Source organism: Lentzea sp. DG1S-22, assembly GCF_036321065.1.
Taxonomy (GTDB): domain Bacteria; phylum Actinomycetota; class Actinomycetes; order Mycobacteriales; family Pseudonocardiaceae; genus Lentzea; species Lentzea jiangxiensis.
The window spans coordinates 1,141,698-1,160,240 of sequence record NZ_CP143276.1 but is presented as its reverse complement, the minus strand read 5'-3'; the positions used below and the strand labels follow the sequence as shown (position 1 = coordinate 1,160,240).

The window sequence follows — 18,543 nt, the reverse complement described above, 5'->3', positions numbered from 1 at the left end:
TGTGTCTCAGGACACTGCAGAACTCCTGGGGGTAGAGGACGAACCCTGTCCTCCTGGGTCGCGAGAGTAGACCCGCACACGGCACCAGGCCGTTGTTATCAAAGGAAAAGCGGACATGAATGTGGTCAGTGCGTTGGGTTCGGTCAACTGGATCGCCGTGCTCCTCGCCGTTGTCGTGTACACCGTTCTGGGCGGTGTCTGGTTCGCCGGCTTGTTCGCCAAGCCGTACGCCACGGCCCTCGGCAGGGAGAGCACCCCGAAGCCGACCCAGCCCGCGTTGTTCTTCGGCGGTCCGGCCGTCGCAACGTTGTTCGTCGTGACGACCACGGCGGCGCTGATGTCCGCACTGGGCATCGAGACCGTCGTCGACGCGGTCGTGTTCGCACTGGTGGTCGGGATCGGTTACCTGGCCGCGAACACCGTCATCATCGCCATCAACCCGAACATGCCGCGGCCGTTGTCCTACAGCCTGATCTCCGGTGCCTACCACCTCGTGGGCATCGTGATCACCGCGCTGATCCTGGTGGCGTTCTGATCAGGTGAGGGACCCCGGCCAGGCATTCCGGGTCGGTCACGAGCCATCTTGGAGATTTTCACGTAGGCCATGATCCGTCAGTCCCCTCCCCCGGCTCCACGTCAGCGGCGATGCAGTGAGTTCCTCACCACGTGGACACCCAGCAGACATCCGCCGAGGAGCAGCAGGATCGGCACGACCAACGGCAGTTCGAGCAGCAGGGTGACCAGCGAGGCGGCAGCCGCAAGGAACATGCCCACGATGCCGTTGCGACTCCTGGAATCCATCTCACTCCTCGTGCTCGAACCACCTGAACTCACTGGCTCCGTCCTGGTTCGAGCGACCGTGCTCGTTGAACCCGATGGCTCTGCGGCGGCGTTCCGCGCGATTGACTCGGCGGTAGCCGCTGCGGAGTCGTTGTGCCGTCCGGTGAAAGGCTCGATCAGCGTCGCGGTCGACGTCGTGGCACCCGGCGGGACCGAGCGCTCGGCCGGTCCCGAAGGTCTCGCAGATGACCATCCCGTTGTACGGCACGGACTTTGTCCCTAGCAGGGGCTGCTGAGCCGCCTCTTGCGGCATGTCCACCAGACCGATCACGCTGCCCTGGTGGTCGGTGACTGCCCCGCGCCGGGCGGAGGCGCCGCCTTTCAACCTGATGAGCAGTTCTTGCGTGGGCGCGCACCGCTGGGTGGTCGAGCAGACCTTCGTGCTGCCGCACTGGTTCCGCCGCCTGCGGATCTGCCGGGAGATCCGCGACGTCTCGATCCCGAATCCTGAACCGCGAAGCGAGTTTCGAACCGCCCTGGATCCGGATCGCGCTGTCCTGAAAGGATTTCACTTCCACCGTCGGCCATTCGGCTCAACGAACAGCCGCCACCAGGACGATTTCATCCTCACAACGGGCTCCTGCCGTTTCAGGACCACGAAGAGCGGCAAAGGTCCGGACCACCAGCCGACCGAGGTCCGGTCGGCGTGCCGACGGAGTGGAGTGACGGATGAGCGAGGCGAAGCTGCCCCCGCTGTCGATGGACGAGCTGGCCGCCGAGGGTGGCACGGCGTTGCCGGACAAGGAGGTGTACTCGCTGCTCGACCTGAACGTCGACCTGGACCTCGCCCTCGACCTCGCGGCGCCGATCGGCCTGGCCGTCGCGGGCAACGCCAACATCGCGGCCCCGATCGACGCCGCCGTGGGCGCGAACGTGCTGTCCGACGGGTCCACCGCGCAGGCCATGGCCGACCAGGGCGTCGCGATCCAGCAGGGCATCACCGGCGAGGCCGTGGCCAACTCCGACCAGGACAGCGCCATCGGCCAGGGCACGTCCCCGGCCCCTGTCCCGCAGCCGCCGACCGGCGGGGCGCAGGTCCCGACGCCCACGGACCTGACCGGCGCGCTGGACGGCGGTCTGCTCAACGTGGACGTCGACCTCGCCGCCGACCTCGACCTGGCCGCCCCGATCAACGGCGCGGTGGCCCTCAACGCCAACGTGGCCGCCCCGATCGATGCCGCCGTGGCCGCCAACCTCGGCTCCGTGGGCTCGGAGGCGACCGCCGTCGCGCAGCAGCAGGCGATCATCCAGCAGACCATCGACGGCACCGCCGAGGCGAATGCCGAGCAGAGGTCCGACATCGACCAGTGAGCGATCTCGTGAACGCCTCACCAGACCCGGCCGGCGGGGACGTGCTCACCACGACCCCACCGCGCCGGGCGCGCGACGTCGAACTGATCGGCGAGATGCGCGGCTCCGGCTACCGCCGCCCGCCGGCCCTGGTCCGCCGCGCCGACGGCCAGGTCCTCCAACTCACCCCGCTGCTGTACCGGGTTCTCGAGGCCGTGGACGGGCGCACCGACCACGCCGGGATCGCCGCCGCCGTCGGGCCGGCCATCGGCCGCTCGGTCACCGCGGAAGACGTGCGCGTCCTGCTGGAGACCAGGCTGCGCCCGCTCGGGGTGCTCGAACTCCCCGACGGCTCCCAACCCGCGCACCGCAAGGCCGAACCGCTGCTCGGCCTGCGCCTGCGCCGCGTGATCAGCGAACCCGGCGTCACCCGGCGGGTCACCGCGCCGTTCGCACGGCTGTTCCACCCGCTGGTGGTGGCCTCGGTGCTGGTGGCGTTCGCGGCGGTGTCGTTCTGGGTGCTGTTCGTCAAGGGCTTGGCCGGCGCCACGCACCAGGCGCTCCACCAACCCGCCTTGCTGCTGCTCGTGTTCGGCGTGTCAGTGCTCTCGGCGGGTTTCCACGAGTTCGGCCACGCCGCCGCCGCGCGGTACGGCGGCGCGACACCCGGCGCGATGGGCTTCGGCCTCTACCTGCTGTGGCCCGCCTTCTACACCGATGTCACCGACAGCTACCGGCTCGGCCGGGCCGGCCGGCTGCGCACCGACCTGGGCGGGCTGTACTTCAACGCGCTCGTCGCGGTCGCCGTCCACGGTGTCTGGTGGCTGACCGGCTGGGACGCGCTGCTGCTGGTGATCGCCACGCAGATCCTCCAGATGGTGCGCCAACTCGCGCCCCTGGTGCGCTACGACGGCTACCACGTGCTCGCCGACCTGACCGGTGTCCCCGACCTGTTCCACCACATCAAGCCCACGCTGCTGGGCCTGTTGCCGCACCGCTGGGGCAAGCCGGAGTCGAAGGTCCTCAAGCCGTGGGCGCGCGCGGTCGTGACGACGTGGGTGCTCGTCGTCGTGCCGGTCCTGCTGGCGAGCACGGTTCTGCTGGTGCTGGCGTTCCCGCGAGTGGTGGGAACGGCGTGGCACGGCGCCGGTGACCAGTGGCGGTCGGCGCACGCGGCGCTGGGTGAGGGGGACCTCGCGCTGGTGCTGGTGCGGGTGCTCGGGGTGGCCGCCATCGCGCTGCCCGTGCTCGGCATCGGCCTGCTGCTGACCCGCCTCACGGGTCGGCTGGTCGCCCGTTCCTGGCACTCCACCGAGGGCAGGCCCGGCCGGCGCGCGCTCGTGGTGCTGTGCGGGATCGCTGTGATCGCGGGCCTGGCGTGGGCGTGGTGGCCACAACCCGACCGGTACCGGCCGATCCGGCCCGACGAGCGCGGCACCATCACCGATGTCGCGTCCGCCGCCGCGGCGGGGCCGGCTCCCGTCCGACCGGCGCGCCCCGTGTCCGCCCAGACCGTGTGGCCCGCCGGCAAACCGTTGCCCAACAGGGACAGGCCGGTCCTGGCGATGGTCCTGGAACCGGTCTCGCCGGGCGCCCCGACGTGGGTCTTCCCGTTCGACCGACCGGAACCCCCGGGTCCGGACGACAACCAGGTCCTGGTCGTCAACACGACCGACGGCGCGATCCGCTACAAGGTGTCCTTCGCCCTGGTGTGGGAGACCGATGGGGTGGTGGACAACAGGAACGAGGCATACGCGCTGGCCTCGTGCCAGGGCTGCACGACGGTGGCGGTCGCTTTCCAGGTGGTCCTCGTGGTGGGCCAGGCGAACGTGGTGGTGCCGCAGAACGTCGCCGTCGCCGTCAACCACTCGTGTGTCGAGTGCGTGACGTACGCGCTGGCCTCACAACTGGTCGTCAGCCTTCCCGAAGATCTGAGCCCCCAGGCGAAAGCCCGGCTCGAAGCGGTGTGGGCAGAGCTGTCCCGACTGGCCGAGGACGTGCCGAGCCTGACCGCGCAACAGATCCAGCAGGCCCTGGAGGATGCGAAGTCCCGCATCCTCGACGTGCTCCGGCAGGAAGGAGTCCCCCTGCCCGGCACCGCGCCGGCCACCACACCACCGCCCAGCACCACGTCGGCGGAAAGTCCCCGTCCGACCACCTCGTCCGACGCACCCACGACGACCACGCCACCGAGCACCACCGCGACGACCACGCCACCGTCGTCCGTGGAGCCGACGACCACGGTCACGTCAGCTCCCAGCGCAGTCCCCTCCCCCTGACCCCGGTCGCACCCGAAGAGCCGACAGCGAGCCGGAACCGGTCGCCGTCGGCTCTTCGGGCGTTGCTGCGGTCGGCCCGCTGGCCCGCACGAACCGGGTGCCCCATTCGAGCAGGTGCGCGGTGAACTCAGGTGGCTCGAGCACCTCGAAGTCCGCGCCGATGTTGCCCAGCGCCTGTGTTGGCCAGTCCAGACGGGCCGAGACCATGGTGAGGTGGCAGCGGTCTTCTCCGCGGGCTCGACAGTCCCCCACTGGCCGACCATCTGCCGTACCCGCGCCTCGGGTGCATGAACCAGAGCCGGACCGTGTGAGCAGTGGGTGCGCCGACGCTGGTGTGCACGAAGGCCGCCGCGTCCTCGGCGGGCAGCTTGCGCGGCAGGAACCGTGCCCCGGTCGGGCGGGGGTCGGTCAGCCGGTCCGGCCACCACTGGATGGGGTACCTGGGGGACCCGGCCGTCCGTGTCGGTCACGGCCTTCGGTGTCGGAGAGCCGGCGAACGCCAGGGAGCTGATCCGCCGGTATCTCGCGGCGTTCGGGCCGGCCAGTGTCAAGGACGTGCAGGCGTGGAGCGGGTTGACCCGGTTGAGCGAGGTCGTCGCGAACATGAGCGGCGAGCTGCGCCGCTACCGGGATCCGCACGGCAGGGAGCTGGTCGACCTGGCCGATGCCCAGCTGCCCCACGCCGACACCCCGGCTCCTGTGCGGTTTCTGCCCGCATTCGACAACGCCCTGCTCGGGCACGCCGACCGGACCCGGATCATCGCCGACGAAGACCGGAGGCGGATCATGCCCGGCCGGGCGCTGGTCCTGCCTGCGTTCCTGGCGACGGCCGCGTGCACGGCAGCTGGTCGCTGTCCGCCGGGGAGCTGCGGCTGACGCCGTTCCGACCGCTGACGGCCGACGACCGGGCCGCGCTCGAGGACGAGGCTCAACGCCTGCTGCCGTTCGTGGCCGCGAAGAGTGTGTCCTTCCCCACCCGTCCTTGATCGCCACAGTCAGCCTGGTCGAGGCTCGAGCAACACCCGGCACTGACGGCACTTCCACGCGCACCTGCGCTCAACGACGAACCGACATCCCCGGCGTGGCTCGGCATCGTGACGTCTGCGAAGGTGCCCAGCGGCCGACGTCGTCGGTGGTTCACACCGCTGCGTGAGTGTGGCCGCTGGAGCGTCGCCGCCGTCAGCGGTGACGCAAAGACTGCTTCACCAGGTATGTGCCCGCCAAGTACGCGCCGAGGAACAGCATGATCAGGGGCTATTCGAGCAGCAGGGCGATCACTCCGGCGGCGCTCGCACCGCGCAGTGATCGATCCGCGGTTGTGACCACTCGCACCAGGCGCTGAGCAGGTTCCTGCGGAAACCCACAGTGCGAGCTGACGGTGACTCTCATATTACCGGGTAGCTGGTGGATGAGGAAGAACCCCTGATCGCCGAGCTGTCGCAGGACGAAGACCCGCTTGCCGCTGTGGACCCGGCGCTCAGGACCGACGACCCCATGGCCACAGCGCACCGCATCGCGGCGACCACAGTGCTGTCCGTGCTGCACTCTTTTGGCTACTGCGACGGTCACATCACCGGTGTGGCCGCAGTGGTGCGGGACCCGGACGGATTTTGCCGGGAGCCATCTCCGTGATCGGACCCGCCTGACGCCGTGACGCCGCGCGTCAACCGCACCGCCGAGATCGCCTCGCGCGAGCCCCTGCTCCGGCACACCGTCGGCCGCACGCTCCCCGGCTCGCAACGGCGCCCAAGCCGACCAGGATCGCAGATCCACCAAGGGGTTCCGCTTCAACGGCAGATCGTTCCGAGATGAGGCGCGGACAACGTCCTGCGGGATCGTTCAGCTTCGCCGTCTCGCAGGTCCGCGGAGCGCGGTTGACCTTGCGCCGGCACCTCCGGAAGGGGACTGGGGTCCCAGGTGAGCACAGCTCTTTGCGGGACTCGGCGCCTGAATCGACACCACCGTCCACGCTGGACGGATGACACTGCTCCTCTCCTGATGGGCAATGTGCTCGAACGCAGAGCATGTCCGGATCATCGTTCCGGCGGACTGGTGTTTGCCGGGCCAGATGTGGCAGCAACGCCGTTCGCTGTGTCGGAGGAATCACAGGCGTCGGCTGATGTCAGGGATGCCGAGTCGTGGTTGCGCTCCCGCGACGAGAAGTCGCACAAGATCTGGTTCAACCACGGAAACCCGTGGTGTGATCGCACTCCTGGCTGTGGCGACTCACACACGAGCGTTCGCGGACGTTACGGAAACCCGCAGTAAAGCCCGACCACAACGCCCATATCGTCGGAGCGACCGATGGACGGGGAGGGTGCCTTGATCGTCGAACCACCATGCGTCGAAAAACCGCCCGCCGTGAAGGCGGTGCTGAGGCCCGACGATCCCGAGGCCTCACGGCGCACTGCGGCGACAGGTGCACTGCGGCACTGCGGCACTTGTGCACGGCAGGCGGTCCGTGGTTCCGCGGTCCGCTGCCGCCGCACTGCACTGCCGCGGGACCGTACGCAGGTGCGGGATCGCCTCCGGCCACGGTCAGTGGTCCTGCGACGTAACCGGTACGGCGGCACCGGTTTGGGCACCGGGCAGGTCGTGATGGCCTCGCGTGAGCTGTGCTCCGCAGCGCCACCGGCCGCGAACTCCGAACTCGTCGGCTGCGCGGCGCACCCGCTCGGTCGAGTACGCCGATTCATCAGGAAGTTCCCTCTCGAAAGTGAGGTCGTTGCAGGGTGAGGCACGAACTACGATCGGCACGGTCATGCGGCGTCCACCGGTCCACAGGGGTGATCGCGGAGCCGCTGCCGAAGCTCGAGACCGCCGCCGGACGGCCGTTGCGCAGGGCACTGGCGTTGATGGAGGTGCTGGCCAGGGCCAACGGGCCGATGTCGCTGTCCGACCTGGCCCGCCGCACCGGGGAACCCAAGTCGTCGGTGCACCGCATCCTCGGGGTGCTGACCGACCTGAACCTCGCGGCCCAGGCCGACGGCGGTTTCGTGGTCGGGGACTACCTCTCCGACATGACCCGGCACAGCGACCACGGCAGAGCCGAGCAGCTCCGGCGGGCTCTCACGCCGCTGCTGATGGACCTCCAGGACCGCACCCGCGGAGTCGTCCTCATGGGGGTCCTCGACGGAACGCACGTCCGCTACGTCGAGTTGCTCTACCGGGGTGAGCTCAGCGACTACGTGCAGAGCCAGCCGCTCCTGCAACCCGCGTCCGCGACCGCGACCGGGCAGGCGCTCCTCGCGTTCCGGCCGGACCTGCTGGACCGCGTCGACGAGTTCGCCGCCTGCACGGGGACGTCACCCACGCGGCTGCTGGTCGATCTCCAGTCCGTGCGCAAACGCGGAATCGCGGTAGTCACCGAGAACTCCGCCCACGGCGGTGCTGCCGTGGCCATGCCCATCCGCATCGGCGACGACCGCCCCTTCATCAGCCTGGGGGTCGCCTACCCCGGCCGGATCGACCTCCCGCGCACTACCCTCGCCCTGCGGCGGGCGGTGGCGACGGCCGGAGCCATCGCCACCGCGCAGCCCTGCGGACCGGTCGAGCAACGACCGGCGGGATGAGCGCTCACGCCGCACCGGGCGCCGCCGCGACGTCGTGTTCCCGCGCCGACCGCACCAGGTTCGTCAGCACCGCCTTCCCGCCGCATTCCAGGTAGACGCGGTGGCCCTGCGCGTTCAGCGACTTCAGCGCGTCGAGGAAACCGACCGGACGCACCAGGTGGCCCGCGAGCACCTCGCGGACGTCCGCCGGCCGCCGCACCTCGCGTCCGAGCACCGGTGAGTGGACGGGAACCTCCGGCGCCCGGCAGTCGATCGTGTCCACGACGGCGGAGAACCGCGCCGCCGCGTCGGCGAGCAACGCGTTGTGGAACGGGTAGGGCACCTGCAGCCAGGTCACCTCCACCCCTTCGTCGGCGGCACGATCGGCAAGCCGTCGCAGGGGTTCCGCGAGACCGGACACGACGACCTGGTCCTCCCCGTTGTCGGCGGCGAGCACGGTGTGGTCGTCGTCCAGCCCCGCGAGCAGCCGGTCGGCGGTTCGGCGATCGGCGCGCAACGCCACCATGCCGCCCTGCCGCAGCCCGGTGGAGCGCAGTGCCTCGTCGCGCTCGACGATCAGCCGGACACCGGTCTCCGGCGACAGGCACCCGGCGGCCACGAGAGCCGCGAACTCCCCCAGGCTGTGGCCCACCAGGACCGCCGGGGAAACTCCCCAGCTCCGGGTGTAGATCTCGTGCAGGCAGAGCTCGGTGGCGAAGATCGCCAGGTGCAGCCTGCCGGGATCGTCGTCGACGAGACTGCGCAGGGTCGGGGCCGCGCGGTCGGTGAGCAGCTCGGCGATGTCGGGGCCGCCTACTGCGCGGGACGCCGCGGTGATCCGTTCCAGGACGGACGGCAGGCCCGCGAAGTCGTCGGTGAACTCCTGCAGGCCTCCCGGCAGATAGCCACCGTGGCCCGGGAACAGGAAGACCGGGTTGGCGGGTGCTCGGTTCATGAGGTCGTCCTCTGGTCTCCGGCTCGTCGACGGTGGTGGTCCGGGATCCGCGCGGGTCCCCGGAGGCCGGGTCCGGCCGGCACCGGACCCGGCCCACCTCTAGTTGCCCAGCAGTGCCCGGAGGTCGTCATCAGGCGTCAGGTAGCGGCCCGACAACGAATCCGCGGCTCCGGAAGCGAGGGTGAGCAGCAGCCGCACCGCCTGCTCCGGCGCGGAGAACCGGCCGTGCTCGCGCTGCTCGCTCAACCAGTCGTGCACCTGGTCGCCCCACCTGTCCCCGGTCGGTCCCCGGTCCAGGTGCTGCTTCGTCAGCCCGAGGTCCACGAGGCCCGGGTGGAAGCTGAAGACCGAGACGCCGGTGCCGTGCAGCTCGGGATCCAGGTTGTCGGCCACCTTGATCAGGGCCGCCTTCGTCACCGAGTAGGACGACAGGTTCGGCCAGCGGTGCCGGCCCGCGGAGCTGACGACGTTGATGATGCGGCCCGCACCACGGGACACCATGCCGGGCAGCACCGCACGGCAAACCCTCAACGTGCCGCGCACGTTGACCTCCATGGCCCGCCACCACTCGTCCTCGTCGGTCTCCCACATCGGCCCCATCGGGCCGGAGACACCGGCGTTGTTGACGAGCACGTCGACCTTGCCGAACGTGTCGACCGCACGCCGCACCGCGGCGGACATCCGTTCGGCGTCCATGACGTCCACGATCTCGTGCCGCACCTGGCCACCCAGCGCCCTGACGTGCTCCGCGACACCGGCCAGTGCCGTGCCGTCGCGGCCGGTCAGGACGAGGTTCGCGCCGGCCTCGGCCAGGGTCTCGGCGAACAGGCGGCCCAGTCCGCCGGTCGCCCCGGTGAGCAGGACGGTGGTTCCCGCCAGCGACACCGGAGCGGAGGTGGCGGGGGCCGCGGACGCCTCGAACCGCTGGCGCAGGTGCTTGGCGAGCGCCTGCGGCGCCGGGTGGTCGAAGATCGTCGTGACCGGCAGGGACAGGCCGGACTCCCGCTCGATCCAGTTGCGCAGTTCCAGTGCGCTGAGCGAGGCGAGCCCGATCTCGAACAGGGCCACGTCCGGCGAGATGTCCTCGACGGCACAGCCGAGCAGGTCCGCGGCGGTTGCCGTGATCGCGTCGACGAGCTCGTCCACGCCGAGACCGGTCAGCCGGGGCGTCGTGGCGCCCGGGGCGGTGCGGACCGCGGCGGCGTCCACAGTGGACAGGACCGGCTCCGGTCGCACGGAGGCGTCCGCGGCGGTCGGCAGAACCTCGGCGCCGGTACCGGCCGTCGTGAGGACGACCGGCCGGGCGACCAGCTCGTCCGCGGTCAGCACGGGAGCTCCGGTGCCGTCCCAGGCGGTCAGGGACACCGAGTCCTCGCCGGTGGCCGTCATCCTCACCCGCAGCGCGGTGGCACCCGGGGTGTGCACCTCGACACCGCTCCACGAGAGCGGCAGCCGCGCGCCGGCGGAATCCGGGAGCAGGAAGCCGAGCGCCAACGGGTGCAGGGCCGCGTCGAGCAGCGCGGGGTGCACCAGGTGCTCCCCCGCCCCCAGCGGCGAACGCACCTCCAGGAACAGCTCGTCATCCCGGCGCCACAACGCTTCGAGACCGCGGAAGGCAGGTCCGCAGAACAGACCACGCCTGGCGAGCAGGTCGTGCAGGCCCGAGACCGGGACGGGCACGGCGCCGGCCGGAGGCCAGGCACCGGCGAGCGGTGCGGGGGCCGCGCTCGCCCCGGTCACCGTGGCACGGGCGTTCTGGGTCCACGGCGACTTCTCCGAGGTCCGCGAGTGCACCGCAACGGCACGGTCGCCATTTTCTTCCGGTGTGGACAGTTGCAGCTGCACCTCGGCCGGAGCGGTGATCGGGGCGGTGAACACCATGTCGGCGATGCGCGCCGACGGGTCGGTCCGCAGCACCAGGTCGAGCAGCGCGGTGCCGGGAACCACCACCTCGCCGCCGACGCGGTGGCCGCTCAACCAGCTCTGGCGCTCCACCGACACGTGGCCGGTGTGCAGGCTGCCGCCCGTCGCGAGGTCGACGGAGGACGTGAGGAGGGCGGAGGCGCCGACCGCCGCACCGCCGTCGATCCAGTAGCGGCGTCGCTGAAACGCGTAGGTCGGCAGCGGCACCGCGGTTCCGGTACCGGCGAACGCGGCCGCGAGGTCGACCTCGGCACCGTCGACGAACAGCGTGGCCAGAGCAGCGCAGAGCCGCGCCCGCCGCGCGGTTGCCGGACCGAGCTCCACCTGGTTGGCCGGCGCGTCCGGCTCGGCCACCGCGCTCCAGCCCGCGGCACTGGCGAGGTCCCGCACCAGCGGGGACGAAAGCCCCGGGTAGCCCACCGATTCGCTGGTCCGGACGAACTCCGCCGCGGACACCGTCATGGCGGTGACCAGACGAGCGGCGTCCGGCAGCGCCAGCAGCCCCGCGACGTGAGCGGCGGCGATCTCGCCCACACCCTCACCCCGAAGCCGGCCGGGCCGCACCCCCCACGAACGCAGGAGCCGGAACTGCGCCACCTCGAAGGCGAACAGCACGGGCAGGGCGAACCTGATCTCCCGCACCTGCTCGGGCTCCTCCAGGGCGACCGGACGCAGAGGCCGGCCGAGGAGTGCGTCGAACGCCTGGCACGCGGTGTCGAACGCCTCGGCGAACACGGGATGCGCGTCGTGCAGCTCGCGTCCGAGCTCCAGGTCCGGGACGTGTCCGGGGAACACGACCTCGACCGGCGCCGACCCGCTCACCCCTGTCCGGACGCCGGGCGCGGTCTCCCCCGCCGCCAGCGCGCCCAGGCTCGCGAGGGGGTCTTCTCCTGCCACGAGTGCCCGGTGCCGGAACGGCGTCCGCCCGGTGAGCGACACGGCGACATCGCCGGGATGCAGGCCGGGGTGTGCGGTGAGGTGTTCGCGCAGGCGGGCGGCCTGGAGGCGCAGGGCCTCCGCGGTGCGCCCGGACAGCACGAGCGGTGTCGCGACGCGCTCGACCGGTGGCTGCTCACCCTCGGCCTCGGGCGCCTCCTCCAGCACGACGTGGGCGTTCGCACCGCTGATCGCGAACGCGGACACACCGGCCCGGCGCGGTTCGGCTCCGCGCTGCCAGGGCTTCGCCTCGGTGAGGAGCTCCAGCTGACTGGTGGACCAGTCGAGGTGGGAGGTGGGGCGGCTGATGTGGAGGCTGCGCGGCAGCACGCCGTGGCGCAGGGACTGCACCATCTTGATCACTCCGGCCACCCCGGCCGCGGCCTGGGTGTGGCCGAGGTTGGACTTCACCGAGCCCAGCAGGACCGGCCGGTCCCGGCTGGACCCGAAGACCGCGTCGAGCGCCTGGACCTCGATGGAGTCGCCCAGCTGGGTACCGGGGCTGTGCGCCTCCACGGCGTCGATCTGACCGCTGGTCAGCCCGGCGTCCTCCAGCGCCGCGCGGATGACCCGCTGCTGGGCGGGGCCGCTCGGTGCGGTCAAGCCGCTGCTGGCACCGTCGGAGTTCATGGCGGTGCCACGCACGACCGCGAGCACGGGGTGGCCGTTGGCCCGGGCGTCGGAGAGGCGTTCGAGCAGGAGCATGCCCGCGCCCTCGCCCCACGCCATGCCGTCCGCGTCGTCGGAGAACGGCTTGCAGCGGCCGTCGGGCGCCAGCGCCCGCAGGCGGCTGAACTCGGTGAACGAGCCCGGTGTCGCCATCACCGTGACGCCGCCCGCCAGTGCCATCGTGCACTCGCCGGACCGCAGCGCCCTGGCGGCCAGGTGCAGCGTGACCAGTGACGACGAGCAGGCGGTGTCGACCGTGGAGGTGGGGCCCTCCAGCCCGAGGGCGTAGGAGACGCGACCGGAGGCGATGCTCCCCGCGATGCCGATGGTGAGCTGCCCCTCGACGTCCGGGGGCGCGAGGTGCGACGGCGGTCCGTAGTCGTGGTACATCACGCCGGCGTAGACGCCGACCTGCTTGCCGCGCAACGAGCGGGGGTCGAGGCCGCTGCTCTCCACGGCCTCCCAGGAGGTCTCCAGCAGCAGCCGCTGCTGGGGGTCCATCGCCAGGGCCTCCTTCGGCGAGATGCCGAAGAACGGCGCGTCGAAGTCGGCGACACCGTCGAGGAACCCGCCCCGGCGCGTATAGCTGCTACCCGACTTCGCGGGATCCGCGTCGTACAACGTCTCCAGGTCCCAGCCGCGGTCGTCCGGGAACTCGCTCGTGACGTCGCGCTCCTGCACGAGCACCTGCCAGAGGTCCTCGGGCGAGCGGACGCCGCCGGGGAAGCGACACGCCATGCCGACGACGGCGATCGGTTCGCTCGCGCGGTCCTTGACCGCGCGCAGCTCCTCACGCGTCTGGTGGAGGTCGACGGCCAGTTTCTTGACCGCGGACCTGAGTTTGTCGTTGCTCATGAGGACACCCCGAATTCGCGGTCGATGAGGGCGAGCAGCTCGTCGTCGGAGGACGAGTCGATCTCGTCGGCGAGGGAGCTCGCGGCGGGCGCGGGCGCGGCGGGCGCGGTCTGCTCGTCCGCGCACAGGAGGCCGACCAGGTGCTCGGCCAGCGCCCTGGGCGTCGAGTGGTCGAACAGCGCGGTCGCGGGCAGTTTCAGCTTCGCCGCGCTGTTGAGCCGGTTGCGCAGCTCCAGAGCGGTGAGCGAGTCGAAGCCGCTCTCCATGAAGCCGCGGTCCGGTTCCACCGAGCCCGGCGACGCGTGGCCGAGCACGGCACCGACGTGTTCGCGCACCACCGCCACCACGAGGTCCACGCGGTCCTCCGGCGGCGCCGAGGCCAGGCGTCCCGCCAGGGTCGGGCCCTCCGCCGTCACCACCCTTCCCGCAGGTGCCCGCTTCACGCGGACGAAACCGCGCAGCACCGGGGAGGCCGTGCCGTCCTGGGGCACGGAGAGCCGGGCGGGTACGAGGAGCGCGGTGCCGGAGCCGGCCGCGTCGTCGAACAACCGCAGCCCCTCCTCACCGGAGATCGGGACGACGCCCAGCCGCAGCAGGCGGTTGCGGTCGACCTCGCTCAACCGGGCGGCCATGCCGCCGTCCTGCTCGGTGCCGGCCCACGGACCCCACGCGAGCGAGGTGGCGGGCAGTCCTTGCGCACGGCGGTGGTGGGCCACCGCGTCGAGGAACGTGTTCGCGGCCGCGTACGCCGCCTGTCCCGGCATGCCGAGCAGTCCGGAGGCCGACGAGAACAGCACGAACGAGCGCAGGTCGTGCTCCTCCGTCAGCTCGTGCAGGTGCCAGGCCGCGTCCGCCTTGGGACGCAGCACCGCGTCGACGCGCTCGTTCGTCAGGTCGCTGACCACACCGTCGTCGACGACGCCGGCGGCGTGCACGACAGCGGTGAGCGGGTGCTCCGCCGGGATCGCGGCCAGCACCGCGGCGAGCGACTCGCGGTCGGCCGCGTCGCAGGCGGCGGCGGTGACCGTCGCACCGGCCTCCGCCAGCCGGGTCCTGAGCTCGGCGAACCCGTCGGCGGCCTCGCCACGCCTGCTGAGCAGCAGCAGGTGCCGGGCGCCGTGGCGCTCGACGAGGTGGCGGGCCAGCAGGCGGCCCAGGCCACCGGAACCGCCGGTGATGAGGACGGTGCCGTCGGGGTCGAGCAGCGTCCCGTCCGCGGCGGAGGTGCGGGCCGGCGTCAGCCGGGGCACGAGAACGCGGCCGGCGCGCAGCGCGAGCTGGGGTTCCCCGGTCGCCAGCGCGGCGGGCAGGCTCCGGTGGAACTCCTCGTCGCCGGGGGCGTCGACCAGGACGAACCGGCCGGGGTTCTCCGACTGGGCGGACCTGACCATGCCCCACACCGCGGCCGCGGCGGGGTCGGCCGGACCGTCGTCCGAGCCGGTGACCACGGCACCGGTGGTGTGGAACACGACCGGGCCGTCGGCGTTCTGCACAGTGTGGAGCGCGAGGTCGAGCACCTCACGGGTCCGCGCCACGGGATCGGTTCCCGTGGCGGACAGCCGCACCACGGGCGGCACCTCACCCGCGGGCGCCTCCCCCACCGGCACGGGCTGCCAGTCGAGCTCCTGCAGCATCCCGCCGCTGGTCGAGGTCGAGGCGCGCAGCTGCTCGGACGAAACGGGCCGCAGGGTGATGGAGTCGACCGTCGCGACGGGGTTGCCCTCCACGTCGGTGATGTCGATGGCCATCGTGTCGACGCCCTGCTGGGTCAGCCGCACGCGCACCGAGCTGACACCGGTGGTGTGCAGCGTGACACCGGACCAGGCGTAGGGAACGCGGACCTGGTGCTCGGTGCCGGGCTCGGAGCCGACGGCGGCGAGCTGCAGCGTGGCGTCGAGCAGTGCCGGGTGGACGCCGTAGGTGTCGAGGTCGGCCTCGGCGTGCAGGGAGACCTCGGCGTAGCGGGTCGAGCCGTCCTTCCACCCGGCCCGGATGCCGGTGAAGTAGGGCCCGTAGCCGAGCCCGGCGTCGGCCAGCCGCTCGTAGAACGGGGCGATCGGGATGGCCTCGGCTCCGGTCGGCGGCCACTGCTCGACGGGCCTCGGGGTGGCGCCGTCGCGGGCGATGGCCCCGGTGGCGTGGTGGATCCACTCGTGTGCGGCCTCGTCGGTGAAGCGCGAGTGGACCGTGAAGGCGCGCAGGCCGGTGTTGTCGGCGGGGTCGACGACGAGCCGCAGCTGGCGGACCCGTCCCGGCTCACCGGAGACGAACACGTGGTGGTTGATCTCGTCGATGCGGCTGCAGCCGAGCCGGCGTGCGGCCCAGAGGGTCATGTCGACGAACGTGGTGCCCGGCAGGATCGGCTTGCCGTGCACGCAGTGGTCCGGCAGCCAGGCCGGCGTGTCGAGCGACAGCACACCGGTGAAGACCGTCGTCCCGTCCGGCAGCTCGACCACGCTGCGGACCAGCGGGTGGTCGGACGAGTCCTGGCCGAGGCCGGCCGCGGAACCGGGCCGCGCCTGGCCCGACGGCCAGAAGCGCTGGTGCTGGAACGGGTAGACCGGCAGGCCGGGCACAGCGGCCGGACGCTCCCGGAAGAGGCGCTCCCACGCCACGTCGTGCCCGTGCCGGTGCATCACCGCGAGTGCGCCGACCACGCCGGCGTCCTCCGCCTGTCCGGCCTTCACCGCGCCGACCACCGTGCCGTCAGCGGTCTGGGCGGCCAGGGGCGTCAGCACCGCGCTCGGGCCGATTTCCAGAATCGTCGTGACCCCGTTGTCCACCAACGAACGAACGCCTTCGTGGAACCGCACGGCGCCACGCGCGTGGTCGACCCAGTAGCGCGGGTTCGCCAGGTCCTCGGCCGTGACGGGACGGCCGGTCACGTTGGAGACGAGCGGGATGATCGGGGCGGAGTGCTCGATCGAGCGCACCACGTCCTCGAACTCGGCGAGGATCGGGTCCATCAACGGCGAGTGGAACGCGTGGCTGACCTTGAGCCGGGTGGTCCGGCGGCCCTCGGCCCGCCACTTCTCCTCCAGGCCCGCCACGGCCTGCTCGTCCCCGGACAGCACGACGGAGCGCTCGCCGTTGACGGCCGCGACGGAGACCCGGTCCTGCAGCCCGGACAGGTCGATCTCGTCCTCGGCCGCCTGCACGGCGAGCATCGCGCCGCCTTCTGGCAACGACTGCATGAGCCGGGCCCGTGCGGAGACGAGCCTGCACGCGTCCGTCAGCGACAGCACACCCGCCACGTGGGCGGCCGTGATCTCGCCGACCGAGTGGCCCAGGACGTGGGACGGGACCACGCCGAAGTCCTCGAACAGCCGGTACAGCGCGGTCTCGAACGCGAAGAGGGCGGGCTGGGTGTACCCCGTCCGGTTCAGCAGGTCCGGGTCGTCACCGAACATCACTGACTTGACGTCCACGTCGAGCTGACCGCAGACGTCGTCCAGCGCCTTGGTGAAGACGGGGAACTTCTCGTAGAGGCGGGCTCCCATGCCGAGCCGCTGCGCGCCCTGTCCGGAGAAGAGGAACGCCAAGGCGCCGTCGCGGCCGCTCGGCTCGACCTGCGCGAGCTCCTCGAGCAGCTCCTCCCGGTTCGAGGCCGTCACCCCGGCGCGGCGGGTGAACCGCGTGCGGGTCGTGGCCAGGGCCGCGGCCAGATCGGTCAGGTCCGCCTCGGGGTGGCCGGCGACGAACGCGCGGAGCTGCTCGGCCTGCGCGCGCACCGCGTCGTCGGTCTTCGCGGAGAACACGAAGGGCGTGGCCGGGAATGACGTCGAGGCCGCGGGCGCGGCTGCCTGCTCGGGTGCTTCCTCGATGATCAGGTGGGCGTTCGTGCCGCTGATGCCGAACGACGACACTCCAGCCCGGCGGGGCCGCCCGGTGCGCGGCCAGGCCACGTTCTCGGTGAGCAGCGCGACGCCCGACCAGTCCACGTCGGGCGTGGGCCGGTCGACGTGAAGCGTCCGCGGCAGCTCGCCGTGGCGCAGCGCCTGCACCATCTTGATCACGCCGCCGACGCCGGCGGCCGTCTGGGAGTGACCGATGTTGGACTTGAGCGATCCCAGCCACAGCGGGTGCTCGCGTCCCCGGCCGTAGGTGGCCGCGAGGGCGCGCGCCTCGATCGGGTCGCCCAGCGTGGTGCCGGTGCCGTGTGCTTCCACGACGTCCACGTCGGACGTCGTGAGCCTGGCGTTCGCGCAGGCCTGCTTGATGACGGCTTCCTGGGCGGGACCGCTGGGCGCGGTCAGCCCGTTGCTGGCGCCGTCGGAGTTGATCGCCGAGCCGCGGATGACCGCGTGCACGGGGTGGCCGTGGGCGATCGCGTCGCTCAGCCGCTCCAGCACGACGATCCCGGCGCCCTCGCTCCACCCGGTGCCGTCGGCTCCGGCGGCGAAGGACTTGCACCGCCCGTCGGGGGCGAGCCCGCGCTGCCGGCTGAACTCCACGAAGGTGCCGGGCGTGGCGATCACCGTGGCACCGCCGGCGACCGCGAGCCCGCACTCACCGCCGCGCAGGGCGTTCACGGCCTCGTGGATGGCGACCAGCGACGAGGAGCACGCGGTGTCGATGGTCATCGCCGGTCCGCGCAGGCCCAGGGTGTAGGAGATGCGGCCGGACGCGACGCTGGTGGCGTTGCCGGTGAGCAGGTAGCCCTCGGTCTCCCGCACCCCGCGCAGCAGCGACTCGTAGTCGTTGTGCACGGCACCGACGAACACGCCGGTGGACGTGCCGCGCAGCTCGCCGGGCACCAGTCCCGCGCGTTCGAGCGCCTCCCAGCTGACCTCGAGCAGGAGCCGCTGCTGCGGGTCCATGCCGAGGGCTTCGCGAGGGCTGATGCCGAAGAAGTCCGCGTCGAACCCCGCGGCGTCGTCCAGGAAACCACCCCGGCGAGTGCTGGTCGTGCCGGGCGTCTCGCCCCCGGGGTCGTAGCCGACGTCCCAGCCGCGGTCGGCGGGGAACTCCCCGACCGCGTCGACGCCTTCGCGCACGAGCTCCCACAGGCCGTCCGGGGACGACACCCCACCGGGGTAGCGGCAGGCCATGCCGATGATCGCGACCGGCTCGTGGTTGCGGTTCTCCGCGGCCGTCAGCTTTTCGCGCGCCTGCTGGAGGTTCGCCGTGGCGCGCTTGAGGTAGTCGCGGAGCTTGCTCTCGTCGGTCATCGGGGGTCGCCCTTTTCGGTTCTGGCGGTGGCGGGCCGGCCCGGCAGCTCGGTGCTCGCACCGAAGGCCTGCCG

The 18,543-nt window shown here is 71.8% G+C and carries 9 protein-coding genes and 3 pseudogenes; 6 read left to right on the top strand and 6 right to left on the bottom strand.

The window, feature by feature from the left end:
- The first annotated feature begins 115 nt into the window (after nt 1–115).
- A complete protein-coding gene (locus V1227_RS05135; RefSeq protein ID WP_329791305.1) occupies nt 116–535 on the top strand; it encodes a DUF1761 domain-containing protein in 420 nt (139 codons plus the stop codon).
- A 101-nt stretch (nt 536–636) separates the two neighbouring features.
- On the opposite strand, the gene V1227_RS05130 is transcribed toward V1227_RS05135, so the two are convergent.
- Both V1227_RS05130 and V1227_RS05125 read right to left on the bottom strand, forming a co-directional pair.
- Nucleotides 637–801: a hypothetical protein gene (locus V1227_RS05130; RefSeq protein ID WP_329791304.1), complete on the bottom strand. Its 165-nt coding sequence runs from the start codon at nt 799–801 to the stop codon at nt 637–639.
- A 1-nt stretch (nt 802) separates the two neighbouring features.
- On the bottom strand, nt 803–1,111 hold the full coding sequence (locus tag V1227_RS05125) for a hypothetical protein (protein WP_329791303.1): 309 nt from the start codon (nt 1,109–1,111) through the stop codon (nt 803–805).
- Nucleotides 1,112–1,509: 398 nt separating this feature from the next.
- Here V1227_RS05125 and V1227_RS05120 point away from each other — a divergent pair, with 398 nt between their 5' ends.
- Together V1227_RS05120 and V1227_RS05115 are read left to right on the top strand one after the other, a co-directional pair.
- Nucleotides 1,510–2,151, top strand: coding sequence for a peptidoglycan-binding protein (locus tag V1227_RS05120; protein ID WP_329791302.1), 642 nt, complete (start codon nt 1,510–1,512; stop codon nt 2,149–2,151).
- Nucleotides 2,148–4,409, top strand: coding sequence for a hypothetical protein (locus tag V1227_RS05115; RefSeq protein WP_329791301.1), 2,262 nt, complete (start codon nt 2,148–2,150; stop codon nt 4,407–4,409). The genes V1227_RS05120 and V1227_RS05115 overlap by 4 nt, the downstream gene beginning before the upstream one ends.
- Here V1227_RS05115 and V1227_RS40540 read toward each other — a convergent pair.
- On the bottom strand, nt 4,380–4,661 hold the full coding sequence (locus V1227_RS40540) for a hypothetical protein (RefSeq protein WP_442916460.1): 282 nt from the start codon (nt 4,659–4,661) through the stop codon (nt 4,380–4,382). The two genes, V1227_RS05115 and V1227_RS40540, sit on opposite strands and share 30 nt — an antisense overlap.
- A 66-nt stretch (nt 4,662–4,727) precedes the next feature.
- Between V1227_RS40540 and V1227_RS40535 the strand changes: the two are divergent.
- The 3 genes and pseudogenes from V1227_RS40535 (at nt 4,728) to V1227_RS05100 (ending at nt 7,981) form a co-directional block, all read left to right on the top strand.
- Nucleotides 4,728–5,395: pseudogene (locus V1227_RS40535) on the top strand (winged helix DNA-binding domain-containing protein).
- A gap of 418 nt (nt 5,396–5,813) precedes the next feature.
- Nucleotides 5,814–6,041 (top strand): hypothetical protein, encoded by a 228-nt coding sequence (locus V1227_RS05105; protein ID WP_329791299.1) that lies wholly within the window; start codon nt 5,814–5,816, stop codon nt 6,039–6,041.
- 1,154 nt (nt 6,042–7,195) lie between these two features.
- A complete protein-coding gene (locus tag V1227_RS05100; RefSeq protein ID WP_329791298.1) occupies nt 7,196–7,981 on the top strand; it encodes an IclR family transcriptional regulator in 786 nt (261 codons plus the stop codon).
- 4 nt (nt 7,982–7,985) lie between these two features.
- Here the strand turns inward: V1227_RS05100 and V1227_RS05095 are convergent, their stop codons facing one another.
- From V1227_RS05095 to V1227_RS05085, 3 genes and pseudogenes are all read right to left on the bottom strand, one after another.
- Nucleotides 7,986–8,915, bottom strand: coding sequence for an ACP S-malonyltransferase (locus tag V1227_RS05095; protein WP_329791297.1), 930 nt, complete (start codon nt 8,913–8,915; stop codon nt 7,986–7,988).
- A gap of 99 nt (nt 8,916–9,014) precedes the next feature.
- A pseudogene (locus tag V1227_RS05090) lies at nt 9,015–13,208 on the bottom strand (SDR family NAD(P)-dependent oxidoreductase); the annotation flags it as partial.
- A gap of 86 nt (nt 13,209–13,294) precedes the next feature.
- Nucleotides 13,295–18,469: pseudogene (locus V1227_RS05085) on the bottom strand (type I polyketide synthase); the annotation flags it as partial.
- Nucleotides 18,470–18,543: the final 74 nt, after the last annotated feature.